The organism is Rhodococcus sp. 06-1460-1B, from assembly GCF_002258475.1.
GTDB lineage: Bacteria > Actinomycetota > Actinomycetes > Mycobacteriales > Mycobacteriaceae > Rhodococcoides > Rhodococcoides fascians.
Genome location: NZ_NOYS01000025.1, coordinates 127,233 through 145,110, shown reverse-complemented (window position 1 = coordinate 145,110; position 17,878 = coordinate 127,233). Strand labels below are relative to the sequence as shown.

The window sequence follows — 17,878 nt, the reverse complement described above, 5'->3', positions numbered from 1 at the left end:
GCCATCGATCGAGAAGTAGCCCGTCCTTCCGCGTATGCGGTCGGCCGGGTCGTACGCGGACAAGGAAGTAGGAACCTCCGAATGGCACGCATCGGTGACGGTGGCGATCTGCTGAAGTGCTCGTTCTGCGGCAAGAGCCAAAAGCAGGTCAAGAAGCTCATTGCAGGACCAGGGGTGTACATCTGCGACGAGTGCATCGACCTGTGCAACGAGATCATCGAGGAGGAGTTGGCCGAATCGAGCGAAGTCAAGCTCGACGACCTGCCCAAGCCTTCCGAGATCAAGGACTTTCTCGAGAACTACGTGATCGGCCAGGACGCTGCGAAGCGCACGTTGGCCGTCGCTGTCTACAACCACTACAAGCGCATTCAGGCCGGCGACAAGGCGCGCGATGTGCGCGGCGAATCCGTCGAGCTGGCCAAATCGAACATCTTGATGCTCGGTCCCACCGGGTGCGGCAAGACGTATCTGGCCCAGACCCTCGCCAAGATGCTCAACGTGCCGTTCGCGATCGCCGACGCCACCGCACTGACCGAAGCCGGGTACGTGGGTGAGGATGTCGAGAACATCCTGCTCAAGCTCATCCAGGCCGCGGACTACGACGTCAAGCGGGCCGAGACCGGCATCATCTACATCGACGAGGTCGACAAGATCGCTCGCAAGAGCGAGAACCCGTCGATCACGCGCGATGTCTCCGGTGAAGGCGTGCAGCAGGCACTGCTGAAGATCCTGGAAGGTACCCAGGCCAGCGTCCCGCCGCAGGGCGGACGTAAGCATCCGCACCAGGAGTTCATCCAGATCGACACCACCAACGTGCTCTTCATCGTCGCCGGTGCTTTCGCCGGTCTCGAGAAGATCGTGTCCGATCGCGTCGGCAAGCGCGGTCTCGGCTTCGGAGCCGAGGTGCGTTCCAAGGCCGAGATCGACACGCAGGATCACTTCGCCGAGGTGATGCCCGAGGATCTGATCAAGTTCGGTTTGATCCCCGAGTTCATCGGTCGTCTCCCGATGATCGCGTCGGTGACCAACCTGGACAAGGAATCACTGGTCACTATCCTGTCCGAACCGAAGAACGCGTTGGTCAAGCAGTACCGTCGACTCTTCGACATGGACGGCGTCGAGCTCGAGTTCACGTCCGAGGCACTCGAGGCAATTGCCGATCAGGCGATCCTGCGTGGCACCGGTGCTCGTGGGTTGCGCGCGATCATGGAAGAAGTGCTGCTTCCGGTGATGTACGACATCCCGAGCCGGGACGACGTGGAGAAGGTCGTGGTCACGGCCGAGACGGTCAACGACAACGTCCTGCCGACCATCGTTCCGCGCAAGCCGGAACGCCCGGAGCGACGCGACAAGTCGGCCTGACCAGCTCCGGTACGACACCGAACGAGCCCCGATCATCGAACGCGATGATCGGGGCTCGTTCTGTGTTGTGGAGGTTCTCGATCGAGGGTGTCAGCCGAGGACCGAGATGTGCGGGTGCAGGTCCGGGTCGACCGCAGCACACCGCTGCGCCACCAACGGGTCGTGGCCCGGCACGACATGCTCGGGGCTGTCGGCGAGTTCCTTGATCCGGTCGAACGCGCCGAACATGTCCGGCAGGCAGTGCAGAATCGCGAAAGGACTGTCGGATTCGATGTTCTCGTAGAAGTGACTCGCATCCGACGCCAGCACCAGGGTCCCGCGCTCGGTGTGCACGCTGACTACCTGCATGCCCGCGGTATGTCCGCCCACCGCATGCACCGAGAGTCCCGGTGCCAGTTCGCGGTCGCCGTCGACGATGTCGAGACGCGGACTTCCCGTGACGTGGTCGATGTCGGACCGCGAGTGCAACCAGCGTTCCTGCCCGACGCGGGTCGCCCACGGACCGTTCCAGTAGTCGAGCTCTTTCTGCTGGACGACGTAGCGGGCCGACGGCAGATCTGCGACGACTCCGGTGTGGTCGTAGTGCAGATGGGTCAGCACACATACGTCGATGTCACCGGGGGAGATTCCCAGCTCTCCGATGAGGTCCACGGGGGAGCCGACGTAGTCCAGTCCCCTCATCCGTGACGCCGTCGCCGGTGCGAGACCGGCGTCGACGAGGACGGTCTCGGTGTCCGAGAGCGCGAGCCACACGTAGTACGCGGTGGGGTGCGGCTCGTGACCGCGCTCGTCCGCATAGTGGAAGTGCGTGCTGCGCAGGGATGTTCGGCTCGCATAGCGCACGGCGTACACACGCCATTCACCGCTGCGGTCCGGTCGCAGTCCGTCGATCATCGCGGGTCAGTTCGACGTCGTACGAGCGACCGACTCGCGCCGAGTCGTTCGAGTGGATCGTCCGAGCTCGTCGGTGGGCGTGCGATAGGTCTCCTTGGACGTGGACACGATCGCAACGTTGACGGCGCAGAACACGGCGGTGACGATGGCGACCGGCAACCACGCACCGATCTCGGCCCCGGCGATGGCACCGGCAATGGTGGGCGCGAATCCTGCTATGGCGAAACCGATCTGCGTACCCAGCGCAGTTCCGGTCAGACGTACCCGAGCCGGGAACATCTCGCCGTAGAACGAGGGCCAGACACCGCCCGTCGCGCTGTGGACGAAACCGAACATGACGATGCCGAAGACGAAGATGAGCGCGTAGTTTCCGACCGAGATGGACCAGAGGTATCCGAACATGAGGATTGCGCAACCGATCGATCCGAACAGGAACACCGGCTTGCGACCGACGCGATCGGACAGCGACCCGAAGAACGGGAGTGCGAACAGCGCGACGACGTTGGCGAGTACGCCGACCCACAGCATCGGAGTTCGTTCCAGGCCGACCGTGTTGACTGCGTACGACAGCGCATAGACGGTGAATATCGTACTGACCGAGGCGATCACGGCGGCAAACATGACTCGAAGAACGGCGGGCCAGTGCTCGGACAGCAGTTCGGTCAGCGGGAGACGCTGCGGCTCGGCGGACGCCACCTCTTCCTCGAAGACGGGGGTCTCGTCGAGCGAGCGCCGGATCAGGAATGCGGCGACAACGACGAAGGCGCTGAGGAAGAACGGGATTCGCCAGCCCCAGCTGAGCAACTGGTCCTCGGGGAGCATGGCGACCGGGAGAAAGACTGCGGTGGCAAGGATCTGACCGCCCTGGGTGCCGCTGAGGGTGAAGCTGGTGAAGAACGCCCGTCGGTGGTCGGGTGCGTGCTCGAGGGTCATGGAGTTGGCGCCCGCCTGCTCACCGCCCGCAGAGAAGCCCTGGGCCAGGCGCAGCAGGACCAGGATTATCGGGGCCGCGAGGCCGATGGATTCGTACGAGGGAAGGACGCCGACTCCGAGAGTGGCGACTCCCATCAGCAGGACGGTAGCAACCATGACCTTCTTGCGGCCGTAACGGTCACCGATGTGACCGAGCACCAATGCGCCCAGTGGGCGGGCCAGGTATCCGACCCCGAAAGTCGCCAGGGCCAACAACGTTCCGGTGGCGGGGTTGGAACCGGGAAAGAACACGCGGCCGAAGACCAGCGCAGCGGCGGTGCCGTAGATGAAGAAGTCGTAGTACTCGAGGGCGCTGCCCACCCAGGCCGCGGTCGCGGCTTTGCGCGGGTTGGCTCCGGGGCGCAGGGGCGGGTGACCGGACGTGAGGGGATCCATCGGTGTCGTCTCTTTTCGTGTGACGGGAAGCCGGGCGCACAGTTCGACATCCACGACCTGAGCGGTCGCTAATGTACGAAATAGTTAACTCCAGGCGCTCTTAGATATTGAACGTGATCCATGCCACGTGTCAACCCCCGATGCGATGCGGGTCGCTCGATCTCGGTGTCAGGCGTCGGTGGAGGTGAGGAACGCGATGATCATGTCGCCGAGCATGGCCCGCAGTCGCGTGCGGTGCGCCGGGTCTGTGAGGTCGCGCCCGAACAGTGCCTCGAACGTGTATCGATTGGACAGCCGGAACACGCAGAAGCTGCTGATCGCCATGTGGATGTCCAACGCGTCGACATCGGTTCGAAAGAGCCCGTCTGCCTGCCCGCGCGCAAGAATGGAGGCCAACAGCTCGGCGGCGGGATTGCCGAGATTGTTCAGCGCCTCGGAGGTGCCGATGTGTTCGCCGCGCAGAATGTTCTCGGTCGATACCAGCCGGATGAAGTCCGGGTTCTGCTCGTGATGGTCGAAGGTGAGCGATGCGATGGCGCGGATCGCCTCGACCGGACCGAGTCCTTCGACGTCCACGGCTCGTTCGCGCTCGCGGATGCGGAGGTAGGACCGCTCCAGAACGGCCTTGTACAGGCCTTCCTTGTCGGTGAAGTAGTAGTACAGCATCCGCTTGGTCGTGTGTGTTCGCTCGGCGATCTCGTCGATGCGTGCGCCGGCGAAGCCCTTGTCCGCAAACTCCTCCGTGGCTACCTCGAGGATGTTGTGTCGGGTCAGATCGCTGTTGCGCCGACGTTTGACGGCCGGTCCGCTGTCGTCGGAGGTGTCGGTTGTACGCGGAGCCATGGGTCGACTCTATCGCCGCGAATTGCGGAGAAAGGGTGTGTGCGTGCCGTCACCGTAGTACCGTCGAGCTAACTCACCAATTAGTACATTAAAGCTCGAGGAGATCGACATGCCGGAATCCCTGCTCTGCGGGCTGATCGGGACGGGTATCGGCAAATCGCTCACGCCCGCGATGCACGAGCGAGAGGGTGCCGAGCACGGTCTGACCTACCTCTATCGCATCATCGATCTCGATCGGCGCGGGCTGACCGTGGACGACCTACCGCGTCTGGTGGCCACGGCAGCCGACCTCGGATTTCGCGGCCTCAACATCACCCACCCGTGCAAGCAACGGGTTCTTCACTGCCTCGACGATCTCTCGGAGGATGCCGCGCGTCTGGGTGCCGTCAACACCGTTGTGTTCTCCGACGGGCGCGCGATCGGTCACAACACCGACTGGTCCGGGTTCGACCGAAATTTCGGACGTGGCTTACCGGGAGCCGATCTGAGTGATGTGGTGCAACTCGGAGCCGGGGGAGCAGGTGCGGCCGTGGCATACGCAATGGCACGCCGGGGAGCCGCCAAGCTGACACTCGTCGATGCCGATCGTTCTCGGGCGCAGCAACTCCGAGACTCGCTGGCCTCGATGTTCCCCGAGTCCGAGATCTTCTCGACCGGACTCGATCGGCTCGGCGACGTGCTGAGCGCAGCGTCGGGGCTGGTGCACGCAACGCCGGTCGGAATGCTCGAGCACCCGGGATCTGCTGTGCCGCAGGAATTTCTGCGTCCGCAGATGTGGGTTTCGGAAGTCGTGTACAGGCCGGCCGAGACCGAATTGCTCATGCAGGCAGCGCGAGCGGGGTGCCGAACCCTGAGTGGCACCGGCATGGCCGTGTTCCAGGCAGCGGACGCCTTCGAGATATTCACCGGCCGAATTGCGAACGCAGATCGGATGATCGCGCACATGGGCACCCTCATCGACGGCGAAGATCGCGTCGCTGCCGCCGGGGCCTCCGCATGACGGCCATTGCCACGTCGGTGGCCACTGTCTCGCTCAGTGGGTCTCTCGACGAGAAGATGCGCGCCATCGCCGAAGCCGGGTTCGACGGGTTCGAGGTGTTCGAGCCGGATCTGATCAGCTCACCGGACCTGCCTGCTGACGTTGCGAAGAAGGCTGCAGACCTGGGTCTGACCGTCGATCTCTACCAACCCTTCCGTGACGCCGACTCCGACGACCCGGAACAGTTCGCGCGCAACCTCGTTCGCGCCGAACGCAAATTCGACGTGATGGAACAGCTGGGATGCGACCTGCTGCTGGTCTGCTCGTCACCGTTGGCCGGTGCAGTGCGCGAGGACGACAAGTTGATCGAACAGATGGCAACTCTCGCCGAGCGTGCACATCGCCGCGGACTGCGGCTGGCCTACGAAGCGCTCGCCTGGGGTAGCCACGTCGACACCTACCGTCATGCCTGGGACATCGTCCGGCAGGTCGACCATCCAGCGCTCGGGACCTGTCTCGACAGCTTTCACATCCTCTCCCGCGGCGACGACCCATCCGGCATCCGCGAGATACCCGGCGAGAAGATCTTCTTCTTGCAGCTGGCCGACGCCCCGCACCTGGTGATGGACGTCCTGCAGTGGAGTCGCCATCACCGATGCTTCCCCGGTCAGGGGAACTTCGATCTGGCAACCTTCGGAGCCGACGTCGTGGCCTCGGGCTACACGGGCCCGTGGTCGCTCGAGATCTTCAACGACGTCTTCCGGCATTCGGACACCGGCCGAACGGCGTCGGACGCACACCGTTCGCTGCTCCACCTGCAGGAGCAGGTCCGCGGCGTCGACACCGTCGTGCCGAATCCCGATCTGTTCTCCCCGCCTCCGCCCGGCCCGATCGAGAACATCGTGTCCCTACGTATCGCCGCGGGCCCTGCCAAGGCCGCCCAGTTGGGTACCACCTTGCGTCACCTCGGCTTCGACCTCGCCGCCGCGCACAGCGAACACGGACTGTCGCTGTTCACCCAGGGCCCACTCGCCGTCGCGGTCGACACGACCGTCGACACCCTGTGGACGGCACCGGGCGTCCCCGCCCACCTGCCCGCACTGGCCCAGATCGGGGTCCGCAGCGAGCGGCCCGATCTGTGGTTGACCAGAGCCCGCGCTCTGGGGGTCCCCGCCTCGACGGTCACCATGCCGGGCGTGGCCGACGCGACCGACGCGGTGGTGCGGCTCGCCGTCACCGGTGCAACCTCGCTCGACCTACGCACCCGAGACAGCGCCGGTGCCTGGCAGTCCGCATTCGACCTTGCTCCCAGAGTGCCTGTGCCGCAGGACAAGCCCCTGGTCTCGCACGTGGACCACATCGCCCTCGCGGTCCCGGCGGAAAGCTGGGACGGCGTGATGCTGTTGCTCCGCTCGGTGTTCGGCATGGTGCCCCGGGACGGTCAGGACGTCGTGGACGCGATCGGACTGGTACGAAGCCAGGCCCTCACCCTGACGACCACGAACGGCACCATTCGCCTGTCGCTCAACATGGTTCCCGGTCGCCCATCCGATGCCGACCCCCTGCCCGCCGCCCGCCGCGGAGGCGTCGGACATGTGGCGTTCGGATGCGAGGACATCTACGCCGCGGCCGATGCAATGACCGAACGCGGTCTCACGCCGTTGCGCATCTCGCCCAACTACTATCGCGACCTGAACGCACGGTTCGGCCTCGGTCCGGACACCCTCGACGCGATGCAGCGGCTCGGCATCCTGTACGACGCCGACTCCGCAGGCGGCGAGTTCTTCCACTTCTTCACCGGCACCGTGGGCGACGACCTCTTCTTCGAGGTGGTGCAGCGGGTAGGCGGGTACGAAGGCTACGGGGAGACCAACTCGGCTGTGCGCCTGGCTGCGCAACTACAGCAGTGAGTAGCGATCAGGACAGTCGCTCGAACACCGCGGCCAGGCCCTGTCCGCCGCCGATGCACATCGTCTCGAGTCCGTAGCGGACTTCTCGGCGGTCCATTTCACGGAGCAGGGTGGCAAGGATTCGGGCACCGGTGGCCCCGACCGGGTGGCCGAGCGAGATGCCGGAACCGTGCGGATTCAACCGCGGGTCGTCCGACTCGATACCCCAGGACCGAGTCACGGCGAGCGCCTGGGCGGCGAAGGCTTCGTTGAGTTCGATGACGCCCATGTCGTCGAGAGTGAGCCCGAGGCGTCCGAGCGCTTTCTCGCTGGCGGGCACCGGGCCGATTCCCATCGTGCGCGGAGCGACTCCGGCAACGCCCCAGCTCGCGAGCCGCGCCAGTGGTCGAAGTCCCAGCGCCGCAGCCTTTTCGGGGGTGGTGACGATGGCGATCGCGGCACCGTCGTTCTGCCCGCTGGCATTGCCCGCGGTGACCGTCGACTCGGGATCGATCGATGCACGGATTGCCTTCAGCTTCGCCAACGACTCCACGGTCGTGTCGGCCCGTGGATGCTCGTCGGTCGAGACCAGAACCGGTTCCGACTTGCGCTGGGGAACAGACACACCCACGATCTCCTCGGCGAACACGCCGCTGTTCTGCGCGGCGACCGCCCGCCGATGCGACTGCACGGCCAGCGCGTCCTGATCGGCGCGGCTGATGGAGAACTCCTGGCGAAGATTCTCGGCGGTCTCGATCATGCCGCCGGGCACCGGAAAGTTCTTGCCACCCGCCGTCACTCGGGCCCGCGCAAGTCGGTCGGCGAGGGCGACCGCCTCGGCATTGACGCCCCACCGCATGCCGGTCGCGTAGAACTCGGTCTGGCTCATACTTTCGACGCCGCCTGCCAGAACCAGGTCGTTGCCGCCGGACTGCACCTGCATGCACGCCTGCAGTACTGCTTGTAGGCCGGAGCCGCAACGTCGGTCGATCTGCATGCCGGGCACATCGATGCCGAGATCGGCGTCGAGGGCGGCGATTCGACCGATGGCCGGTGCATCACCGTTCGGTGACGCCTGGCCCAGGATCACGTCGTCGATGTCCGCTCCGGAGATACCCGTTCGCGCAACGAGTTCGGTGATGACCGTGGCAGCGAGGGCCTGGGCGGAAATGTCACGGAACTGGCCACCGAAACGGCCGACGGGGGTACGCAGGGGCTCGCAGATCACGGCTTCAGGCATGGGTGTTTCCTCGCTTGTCGTTGGCTCCGGTACTCACCCGGAGCAGATCGGTCTCGATGGCGCGGGTGGCGTCGAGCAAGGCCGGGAGTAGTTCGGCGCGCACGGCGTCCGCAGAATGACGTGCAGCTTGGGTCGAGACGTTGGCTGCGGCGACAACCACGCCGGCGCTGTCGCGGATGGGTGCGGCGATCGAACGCAGTCCCTCTTCGAGTTCTTGGTCCACCAGGCAGAAGCCGTCGACCCGCACTCGTTCGAGTTCCCGCGCGAGCGAGGCCGCGGTCGTGATGGTCTTGCCCGTCAACGGCGTCAACCGCACTCGCTCCAGGTACGCATCCAGCTCGTCCTCGGGAAGACCGGCCAACAGCACCCGGCCCATCGAGGTCGCGAACGCCGGAAATCTGGTGCCGATGTTGATGCCGACGGTCATGATGCGGCTGACCGGAACCCGGGCGACGTACACCACATCGTCACCGTCGAGTATCGACACCGAGGACGATTCACGCACTCGTTCGGCGAGCGCCTCGAGATGGGGACCCGAGACCTCGGGGAGCGAAAGACTCGACAAGTAGCTGTACCCCAATTCGAGTACTCGCGGGGTGAGCCAGAACATCGAGCCGTCGGTACGCACGTATCCGAGTTCGACGAGTGTGAGCAGAAACCGCCGGGCGGTCGCGCGAGTCAGGTCGGTCGCGCGGGCCACGTCGGCCAGCGTTCGACGCGGATGCTCGCCGTCGAAGGCTCTGATCACTGCCAAGCCGCGTCCGAGAGACTGGACGTAATCCGAGGACGGCGGTGTGTCCGCGGCACTCACGAGGTTTCGCTCTCGGTGATGGCGGCCTGAGCCAATGCGAAAGCGTTGTTGCTGTTCGGTACTCCCGCGTAGACCGCGGTGTGCAAGAACACCTCGGCGAGTTCGTCGGGTGCGATACCGGCACGCAACGCCGCTCGGATGTGCATGTCGAGTTCGTGGTGGTTACCCAGGGCCGTCAGAACGGCCAGAGTCAGCAGTCGGCGGGTGTGGTGGTCGAGTCCAGGACGAGCCCAGACGTCGCCCCACGCAGTTCGGGTGATGAAATCCTGGAACGGGGACGTGAATTCGGTCCTCGCTGCAACGCTGCGGTCGACGTGGGCGTCACCGAGCACACTGCGCCGCACTGCCATTCCGGTGTCGTGCGCCGCGGACCGTCCGGCGGAGTACGCATCCGCTCCGACGTGAGCGGCAATGGCCGCCGTGACGCGGCCTGCCTGTTCGACGTTCGCCAGATGTGCGGCCGGGTCGAGTGTCAGGAACGTCGATCCTGCAACGCCGTCGGCGATGAAGCGCAGATCGTCCGGAGTGGTCGACGGATCTTGTCGGCCCGCGATCACGAGGGTGGGAGCGGCGATCCTGGCGAGGTCCGCGCGAGAATCCCACTCGGACAATGCCTCGCAGCAGGCCGCGTACCCCTCGTCGGAGGTCTCGGCAATCATGCGTCGACACCGTGCGACGAGATCGGTGTCGCGGGCGGCGAGTTCGGGCGTGAACCACCGTGCCAGTACAGCGTCTGCGAGTGCTGCTGTCCCCGAGGCGCGGACGGTCGCGGCACGGTCGATCCACTGAGCGGCTTCACCGAACTTGGCGGACGTGCACAGCAGTGTCAGAGTGCGCACCCGCTCGGGGCGATGAATCGCAATCCATTGAGCGACGGCACCGCCGAGGGAGAGTCCGACCACGTGGACGCGTTCCAGAGCGAGTGAATCCAGCAGTGCAAGAACGTCACCGGCGAGATCGGCCACGGAATAGGGGCCGGGGGGTACCGGTGATCGACCGTGTCCCCGTAGATCGACCGTCAACACGTGGACGGAAGCCGACAGTGCGCCCACCTGCGGGTCCCACATCGATCGGTCCGAGCCGAGCGAGCCGATCAGCACGACGGTATCCGCACCGGGGTGCGGCCCCTCGGTGCGGTGGTGAGCCAGAGTGACTGTCATCAGATGTCCTTCGAATCCGTGGGGCGTTCGGTGTCCGGTGCACACGCAGCGAGGATGTCGTCGACCAAGTCGGGTGCGTGACCCACATAGCCTGCTGGATCCAACATCTCGCGCACCGCCGCCGGCGTCAAGAAGGCGGTGATGGCGGGATCCGTATCCAGTGGCGCACCTGCTGCGCATCGGTCGGTGACGATGTCGCGGGCGCGCTCGGTGTGCGGTGCCAGCGCCGCCGTGACCCGTTCGGCGAGAAGTGCACCACCCGTCGCTTCGAGGTTGCGCGCCATGGCATCCGGATGCACATGCAGACCGGTCAGGCTCGTCGCTATACGATGCGCACCGCCGCCGGTGAGGCGTAGCAGATCGGTGACGGTTTCCCATTCGGCGTGCCACGGTCCAGCGGCGCGCTGCTGCTCGTGGTCCATGTTCGCCAGCACTGTCGCAACGGCTCCCGGCACCCGTCGGGCCGCAGCCCGCGCGGTGACGGCGGCGATCGGGTTGCGCTTGTGTGGCATTGCCGACGAACCTCCCGGCGCGTTCTCGGACACCTCGGCCAGTTCGGTGGCGGACATCGACACGATGTCCCCGGCGATCTTCGCAATGGAGCCCGCGGCAATACCCAACGCGCACGCCAGATCTGCGACGGTGACGCGGTCGGTGTGCCAGGGCGCAGTCTGTGGTGCCAGACCGAGGGCGTCCGCGAGCGCGGCGGCAATGGCCGGACCGTGCGGATGTACGGCGGCCATCGTTCCGGCGGCACCACCGTATTGCACACAGCACGACCGCCGAACCGCAGCGAGACGGTGACTCGAACGATGCAGCGCCCCAGCCCAATTGGCGGCCACCAGCCCGAAAGTAGTGGGTAACGCCTGCTGGCCGAGGGTGCGCGCGACCATAGGAGTGGTTCGGTGCGCCAGCGCCAGGCCTCGCGCCGCGGTATGTGCATCACCGAGCGACGCCTCGACGACCGTGAGTGCGTCACGTGCGACGAGCATGGACGCGGTGTCCATGATGTCCTGGCTGGTCGCCCCGGGGTGCACTGCAGCAGCAGGAACTCCGCGCTCGGACACCGCGTTTCGCAGCACTTTCACCAGTGGTATCACCGGATTCCCACCGGCCGCTGCAGCCGCTCCGAGTGCTGTGATGTCCAGAGATTCACCCAACTCGGCCGCGACCGCGGTGATGATGTCCGCATGCTTCGCGTCGACCACGCCGACCGAGGCAGCGGCCCGGGAGAGGGCTGCCTCGACGTCGAACATCGCCCGAACCCAGCCTCGGTCGCCGACGATCGGTGCGATGAGCTCGCTGCCGAATGTCGGATCGAACAGTGCCCCTCTATCGGAAGCCATGGTCCTCTTTCGCCGCATCGTCGATCAGTTCGGGAGCGTGCATCACAGCGCGAAGAACGGGGTCTCGTCTCCGTCCGGATCGGTGTTCTGTAACACGATATCGAGGTGGTAGCCGCCGTCCACTGTGGTGGCGACGAGTCGGGCCCGCTTGTCGGCGGGCAAGGCGGACAGCACCGGATCGATTTCGTTGGCCTCGGCCTCGTCCGGGAAGTACATCCGCGTGACGACCCGCTCGAGCATTCCGCGGGCAAAGATTCCGACGTCGATGTGGGGTGCTTCGACGAGGTCGTTCTCGGCGGGCAACGGCCCCGGTTTGATGGTCGTGATCGTCATCGTTCCCCGTGCATCGGCAAATGCTCGACCGAAGCCGCGGAAACCTGCGACACGTGGTGCCACGGCACCCCGTGGATCGTCCGGATGGTCGAAGCGACCGTCGGAGTCGGCCTGCCAGGTCTCGATCATGGCGTCGGACACCGGTTGACGAGCCCCGTCCACGAGGGTGAACGTCAGGGTGATCGCCTCGGCGGTGCCGGGAGATACCACGTCCTGTCCGTCCGGCCACAGCAGACCGATGTGGACGTAGGGCCCGACCGTCTGAGAGGGCGTCTGACCGAACGGTGCGGTGGTGAAATCGGCACCGGTCACCACCGGGTACCGGGGAGCGAACTCGGGGTCAGTCATCGTGGTCGTCCTCCTCGAACGGGGTGGCGTTGCGTCCGCGCAGAACGATGTCGAACTTGAACCCGAGAGCCCAGTTCGGTTGTGTTGCTTCGTAATCGAAGGTGCTGATCATGCGAGCACGCGCGTCTTCGGGGGCTGCATTGTAGATGGGATCCTGGAAGAACATGGGGTCGTCGGGGAAGTACATCTGCGTCACCAACCGCTGGGTGAATGCGTGACCGAACAGGGAGAAGTGAATGTGGGCAGGCCGCCATGCGTTGTGGTGGTTGCCCCAGGGGTACGCGCCCGGTTTGATCGTGGTGAACCGGTATCGGCCGTCGGCATCGGTGAGTACTCGGCCCACGCCGTCGAAATGTGGGTCGAGAGGTGCAGGCCAGCGATCACCCGAGTGTCGGTAACGCCCGCCCGCGTTGGCCTGCCAGACCTCGACGAGGGTGTTCGGGATCGCTCTGCCGTCGCTGTCGAGCACTCGTCCGTGCACGATGATGCGTTGACCCTGAGCTTCACCACCTCGCGCGAGCGTCAGGTCGGCGTCGGAGTCGGTGACCCGTCCCTCGCCCAGAACCGGACCGGTGATCTCGGTCAGTCGTTGGGGGAGAAGCGTCAACGGCTGCGCCGGATGCCGCAGGGCAGTGGTCCGGTACTCGGCGAAGTCGCGTGGTGCATGGACACCCGTCTGGTCCCGGTACTCGGGCGGGAGGTGAAGCATCGACAGCTCCTGACGATCGTGGTGATCAAGCGCACTCGCCACCGTATACAGGTGTTCGCATGGTGGCAACCTGTTCACATAACGCACATTGTCGGGTACCGTCGCTGCCATGTTGGACAAAGTCGTGGCCAGTGCCACAGAAGCGGTAGCGGACATCCCCGACGGGTCGTCGATCGCCGTGGGCGGGTTCGGGTTGGTGGGAGTGCCGGAGATCCTGATCGCCGCGGTGCTCGAGCAGGGAGCGACCGACCTCGAAACCATCAGCAACAACTGCGGGACCGACGGCTTCGGTCTGGGAGTGCTGCTGGCGCAGCACCGCATTCGGCGCACGATCAGCTCGTACGTGGGATCCAACAAGGAATTCGCACGGCAGTACCTCGGCGGCGAACTGGAGGTGGAGCTGACCCCGCAGGGCACCCTCGCCGAGCGGCTGCGAGCCGGTGGTGCCGGTATTCCGGCGTTCTTCACCCCCGCGGGTGTCGGGACGCAGGTGGCCGACGGCGGTTTGCCGCTGCGCTACGACGGCAGCGGCGGCATCGCCGTGGCGAGTCCGCCGAAGGAGACCCGGGAATTCGACGGGGTCACCTATGTGATGGAGCGCGGCATCGTCGCGGACTACGCCTTGGTCCACGCCTGGAAGGGCGACAGGCACGGAAACCTGGTGTTCCATGCCAGCGCACGGAACTTCAATCCACCCGCCGCCGCGTCGGGTCGGATCACCGTGGCGCAGGTCGAGCACCTGGTCGAGCCGGGGGAGATCGGTCCGGACGAGGTGCACACCCCGGGCATCCATGTGCAGCGGGTCGTGCATGTCGGCCCGGTCGAGGTCGGCATCGAGCAGAGGACGGTACGAGCATGAGCGAGAAGATGTCCCGCGAACAGATGGCCGCCCGGGTGGCGCAGGAGCTCGGCGACGGGCAGTACGTCAACCTCGGAATCGGCATGCCGACCCTGGTGCCCAACTACATTCCGACCGACGTCTCGGTGATTCTGCATTCCGAGAACGGCGTGCTCGGCGTCGGCCCCTATCCCACCGAGGACGAACTCGATCCCGAGATCATCAACGCGGGCAAGGAAACCATCACGGTGCTTCCCGGCTCGTCCTACTTCGACTCGTCGCAGTCGTTCGGAATGATCCGCGGCGGCCAGGTCGACGTCGCCGTGCTGGGTGCTATGCAGGTCAGCGCCACCGGCGACCTCGCGAACTGGATGATCCCCGGGCACATGGTCAAGGGGATGGGTGGTGCCATGGATCTGGTGCACGGTGCCCGTCGCGTGATCGTCATGATGGAGCACGTCTCCCGGAAGGGTGAACCGAAGATTCTGCAGTCCTGCACTCTGCCGCTGACCGGAAAGGGCTGCGTGCACAGGATCATCTCGGACATGGCGGTTCTGGACGTCACCGACGACGGACTGCGCCTCGTCGAGACCGCGCCGGGAATCTCGGTGGACGAGGTGAGGAACGCCACCGCAGCCGAGCTACTCGTCGATGTTGCTAGGGAGTGGAGCCTGCGGAACGACTCAGGAGATACCGTCTGACACCAGGACGCGGTCGGCGCGGGAGTAGATGTTCATCGACCGGCCGCGGAGAAAGCCGATCACCGTCAGTCCTGATTCGGTCGCGAGATCGACCGCGAGAGACGACGGTGCGGACACCGCAGCAAGTATGGGGATCCCGGCCATCACCGCTTTCTGCGCCAGCTCGAACGAGGCGCGGCCACTGACCATCAATATCGTGCCGCGCAGCGGAACTCGATCGTGCTCGGTGGCCCAGCCGACGACCTTGTCCACCGCGTTGTGGCGTCCGACGTCCTCGCGGAGGACGAGCATGTCGCCGTCCGCAGTGAACAGCGCCGCAGCGTGCAAGCCGCCCGTGGTGTCGAAGACCTTCTGCGCTGCGCGCAGGGTGTCCGGTAGCCCGGCAAGGGTATCGGACGTCACCACGACGTCGTCGTCAGCAGGAGAATGCTTGGTGCGCAACCGAATTGCGTCGAGTGACCCCTTGCCGCAGACCCCGCACGACGAGGTCGTGTAGAAATTGCGTTCCACCCCGGTCTCGGGGGCTGCCACGCCCGGTGCCAGCGTGACGTCCAGGACGTTGTAGGTGTTCGCGCCCTCGTCGTCGACGCCGTCGCAGTACCGCGCCGCAGCGATATCGGCACGCGATGCAATGACGCCCTCGGTCAGCAGAAAACCGTGGGCCAGTTCGACGTCGTGTCCCGGCGTACGCATCGTGACGGCAAGGGCTCTGCCGTCGACGCGCAGTTCCATCGGTTCCTCCGCCACCAAGGTGTCGGGACGGTCGACTCGGTGTTCGCCGCGTATTCGGACGACGGGTCTGCGAGCGGTGATCCGGCCCATCAGTGCCGACTCGATACGCGGCGACGTCGAAAGCTCATACCTCGATTGTGGACCCTCGTGTCATCGGTCCGACGACTCGGTTGCCATTGCCCGCACGAGCGACACCAATCGCGGGTGTTCGGCGAGGTCGTCGACCAGCACTGCCGAGCCGTCGGAGTCGGCGAGCGGGACCTTCCAGTTGCCGTACTGGGTCTCGTCCGTACCCGGTTGGTTCTGAATGCGATGTTCACCGACCGCGTCGACGAGAGCGACGCCGATCAGCAGTGACGGGCTGCGCTGGACCAGCCGGTGCAACGCCTCGACGGTCTCGTGGTTGTCGGCATCGGCAGCGAGTAATCCACGGGTGCGGGCCAGGTCCAGGACCGCCTCTCGCGCACGGGAATCCACTTCCTTTTCGGCATCGATGTCGCGCTCGAGCAGGCCGAGTCGAGATCGCAGTTCGATGTGCTCGCCCTCGAGGTATCCGGCTGTCGGAGGCAGGTCGTGCGTCGTCACCGACGTCAGGCACAGAGTCCGGTAGTCCTCGGGCGGGATGGGCCCGGAATCATCGGCCTCGAACCACAGGATGGAGGTGCCGAAGATTCCGCGCTCGGTGAGGTATTCCTGCACCATCGGCTCGAACACCCCGAGGTCCTCGCCGACCACTACCGCGCCCGCGCGCTCGGCTTCGAGGGCGAGGATGCCGATCAACGCCTCGTGGTCGTATTCGACATACGTTCCGCCGCCGGCGTTCTCGGCCTCCTGCGGAATCCACCACAACCGGAACAGGCCCAGGATGTGGTCGACGCGGATGCCCCCGGCGTGACGCAGAATCGTGCGCAGCATGTCTCGGTACGGGACGTAGGCCATCTCGCGCAGTCGATCCGGATCCCATGGCGGTTGATTCCAGTTCTGGCCCTGCTGGTTGAAGTTGTCCGGCGGCGCTCCCACGGTGACTCCGGACACCAGTACGTCGCCGAGCGTCCACGCATCGGCGCCGCCGCGGGCGACTCCCACCGCGAGGTCGTGCATGACGCCGATATCCATCCCGGCGTCGAGCGCGGCCCGCTGGGCAGCGGCCAGTTGCTCGTCACAGATCCACTGCAGCCACATGTGAAAGTCGATGCGCCCGGCCAGCTTTGCGCGTTGTTCGAGGACGAAATCGGTGCGTGGGTGCGCTGCGCGATCGGTCCATGCGGGATCGTTCGGGCCGAACTTCTCCGCCAGCGCGCTCCACACCGCAAAATCCCGGAGCCCGGTGCCCTCACGTTCGACGAACGCCCGGAACGCGGACTCGCGGGCAGGACTGCGCTCGACCTTGTGGACGCGTTCGAGGGCGCGGAGCTTGGCCTTGAACGTCGCGTCCCGGTTCAGCTTCTTGGTGCGAACGTTCGCCTTGTCGAATCGAGCCGCGGCATCCTGGATCTTGCCGAACTGCTTGGGCGAGAGCAGCGCCGTCTCCCGAATGTTCTCGACACGGATGTACAGCGGATTGAAGAAGCGTCGCGTGGTCGGTAGATACGGAGAGGCCTCCACGGGCGTCGTCGGCCGGTCGGCGTGCAGCGGATTGACCAGCAGATAGTCGAATCCATGCGCGCGGCCGGCGATGTCGACCATGTCCTCCAGGTCGGCGAGATCACCGATGCCCCACGAACGCGTCGAGCGCACCGAATACAGCTGTGCCAGCAGACCGGTACGTTGCCTGTCGGCAAGTTCGGCATTGGGCGACAACGACTTCGGTGTGACCACGACGACCGTGTCCGAGGTTCGGACGGTGTTGTCCTCACCGATCGTCGTCGCTGTGAGGCTGTGCCATCCCAGCGGGGCATCGCCGGGCACCACGAACGTGGCACGTCCGATCAGCCGTCCGTCCACCTCGCGCGGATCGACCCAGACGTCGGCCTGCGGTACCTCGATGGCGTCGCCGTCCTCGGACACCATCGACACTTCCACCGGATTGCCGTGTGGCACATGCACCCACACCGTCGCCTCGGTGCCCTGGGTCGTGACGACCACGGGCGGAAGCAGGCGACGCCACGGTGCGTTCTCGATGTCCTCCAGTGCCCGATCGACATCCTCGGTGGTTTCGGTCGCGTAGCCGCGTGCAGCCAATACCTGCCGCAGGGTCGCGTCGCTCACGTCGTGCTCGGTGTCGTCCCAGCCTCGGTACGACGTCGACGTACCGAGCCGCTGGGCGAGAGTTCGTAGGGCCTGCGAGTAATCCTCATCCGAATGTGCCACGGTGTCGATCGTGCC

Annotated in this window: 16 protein-coding genes; 5 read left to right on the top strand and 11 right to left on the bottom strand. The window is 65.5% G+C overall.

From position 1 onward, the window contains the following. Positions 1–81: 81 nt before the first annotated feature. The gene (clpX, locus tag CH268_RS13850; protein WP_027497577.1) at positions 82–1,362 is read left to right on the top strand and encodes an ATP-dependent Clp protease ATP-binding subunit ClpX; all 1,281 of its coding nucleotides are present in this window, start codon (positions 82–84) and stop codon (positions 1,360–1,362) included. A 90-nt stretch (positions 1,363–1,452) separates the two neighbouring features. On the opposite strand, the gene CH268_RS13845 is transcribed toward clpX, so the two are convergent. The 3 genes from CH268_RS13845 to CH268_RS13835 all read right to left on the bottom strand — a co-directional run bounded on the left by CH268_RS13845 (position 1,453) and on the right by CH268_RS13835 (position 4,467). Continuing rightward, positions 1,453–2,256 (bottom strand): N-acyl homoserine lactonase family protein, encoded by an 804-nt coding sequence (locus CH268_RS13845; RefSeq protein ID WP_094664653.1) that lies wholly within the window; start codon positions 2,254–2,256, stop codon positions 1,453–1,455. 6 nt (positions 2,257–2,262) lie between these two features. After that, positions 2,263–3,624, bottom strand: coding sequence for an MFS transporter (locus CH268_RS13840; protein ID WP_032368463.1), 1,362 nt, complete (start codon positions 3,622–3,624; stop codon positions 2,263–2,265). Positions 3,625–3,792: 168 nt separating this feature from the next. Next, the gene (locus tag CH268_RS13835) at positions 3,793–4,467 is read right to left on the bottom strand and encodes a TetR/AcrR family transcriptional regulator (protein WP_094664651.1); all 675 of its coding nucleotides are present in this window, start codon (positions 4,465–4,467) and stop codon (positions 3,793–3,795) included. 109 nt (positions 4,468–4,576) lie between these two features. On the opposite strand from CH268_RS13835, the gene CH268_RS13830 reads away from it, so the two are divergent. Together CH268_RS13830 and CH268_RS13825 are read left to right on the top strand one after the other, a co-directional pair. Next, the gene (locus CH268_RS13830) at positions 4,577–5,467 is read left to right on the top strand and encodes a shikimate dehydrogenase (RefSeq protein WP_094664649.1); all 891 of its coding nucleotides are present in this window, start codon (positions 4,577–4,579) and stop codon (positions 5,465–5,467) included. Further along, entirely contained in the window at positions 5,464–7,356 is a 1,893-nt protein-coding gene (locus tag CH268_RS13825) for a sugar phosphate isomerase/epimerase and 4-hydroxyphenylpyruvate domain-containing protein (RefSeq protein WP_094664647.1), read from the top strand. The genes CH268_RS13830 and CH268_RS13825 overlap by 4 nt, the downstream gene beginning before the upstream one ends. A gap of 7 nt (positions 7,357–7,363) precedes the next feature. On the opposite strand, the gene CH268_RS13820 is transcribed toward CH268_RS13825, so the two are convergent. Genes CH268_RS13820 through pcaH form a run of 6 tightly spaced genes read right to left on the bottom strand, consistent with a single transcriptional unit; the run spans position 7,364 to position 13,282 of the window. Further along, entirely contained in the window at positions 7,364–8,575 is a 1,212-nt protein-coding gene (locus CH268_RS13820; protein WP_094664645.1) for an acetyl-CoA C-acetyltransferase, read from the bottom strand. Continuing rightward, positions 8,568–9,386, bottom strand: coding sequence for an IclR family transcriptional regulator domain-containing protein (locus CH268_RS13815; protein ID WP_027497571.1), 819 nt, complete (start codon positions 9,384–9,386; stop codon positions 8,568–8,570). The genes CH268_RS13820 and CH268_RS13815 overlap by 8 nt, the downstream gene beginning before the upstream one ends. Next, entirely contained in the window at positions 9,383–10,546 is a 1,164-nt protein-coding gene (gene pcaDC, locus CH268_RS13810; protein WP_094664643.1) for a bifunctional 3-oxoadipate enol-lactonase/4-carboxymuconolactone decarboxylase PcaDC, read from the bottom strand. Before pcaDC ends, CH268_RS13815 begins: the two co-directional genes overlap by 4 nt. Then, entirely contained in the window at positions 10,546–11,892 is a 1,347-nt protein-coding gene (gene pcaB, locus CH268_RS13805) for a 3-carboxy-cis,cis-muconate cycloisomerase (RefSeq protein WP_094664641.1), read from the bottom strand. Before pcaB ends, pcaDC begins: the two co-directional genes overlap by 1 nt. A gap of 42 nt (positions 11,893–11,934) precedes the next feature. After that, entirely contained in the window at positions 11,935–12,573 is a 639-nt protein-coding gene (pcaG, locus tag CH268_RS13800; RefSeq protein WP_094664639.1) for a protocatechuate 3,4-dioxygenase subunit alpha, read from the bottom strand. Next, positions 12,566–13,282, bottom strand: a complete 717-nt coding sequence (gene pcaH, locus CH268_RS13795) for a protocatechuate 3,4-dioxygenase subunit beta (RefSeq protein WP_032368462.1) — start codon at positions 13,280–13,282, stop codon at positions 12,566–12,568. Before pcaH ends, pcaG begins: the two co-directional genes overlap by 8 nt. A 109-nt stretch (positions 13,283–13,391) precedes the next feature. Between pcaH and CH268_RS13790 the strand changes: the two genes are divergently transcribed. Both CH268_RS13790 and CH268_RS13785 read left to right on the top strand, forming a co-directional pair. Then, positions 13,392–14,141, top strand: a complete 750-nt coding sequence (locus tag CH268_RS13790) for a CoA transferase subunit A (RefSeq protein ID WP_179271310.1) — start codon at positions 13,392–13,394, stop codon at positions 14,139–14,141. Next, the gene (locus CH268_RS13785) at positions 14,138–14,821 is read left to right on the top strand and encodes a CoA transferase subunit B (RefSeq protein ID WP_048318597.1); all 684 of its coding nucleotides are present in this window, start codon (positions 14,138–14,140) and stop codon (positions 14,819–14,821) included. Before CH268_RS13790 ends, CH268_RS13785 begins: the two co-directional genes overlap by 4 nt. On the opposite strand, the gene fdhD is transcribed toward CH268_RS13785, so the two are convergent. Continuing rightward, positions 14,804–15,643, bottom strand: a complete 840-nt coding sequence (gene fdhD / locus CH268_RS13780; protein WP_094664637.1) for a formate dehydrogenase accessory sulfurtransferase FdhD — start codon at positions 15,641–15,643, stop codon at positions 14,804–14,806. The genes CH268_RS13785 and fdhD overlap by 18 nt on opposite strands. Before the next feature lie 60 nt (positions 15,644–15,703). Continuing rightward, on the bottom strand, positions 15,704–17,863 hold the full coding sequence (gene malQ / locus CH268_RS13775) for a 4-alpha-glucanotransferase (protein WP_063216924.1): 2,160 nt from the start codon (positions 17,861–17,863) through the stop codon (positions 15,704–15,706). Positions 17,864–17,878: the final 15 nt, after the last annotated feature.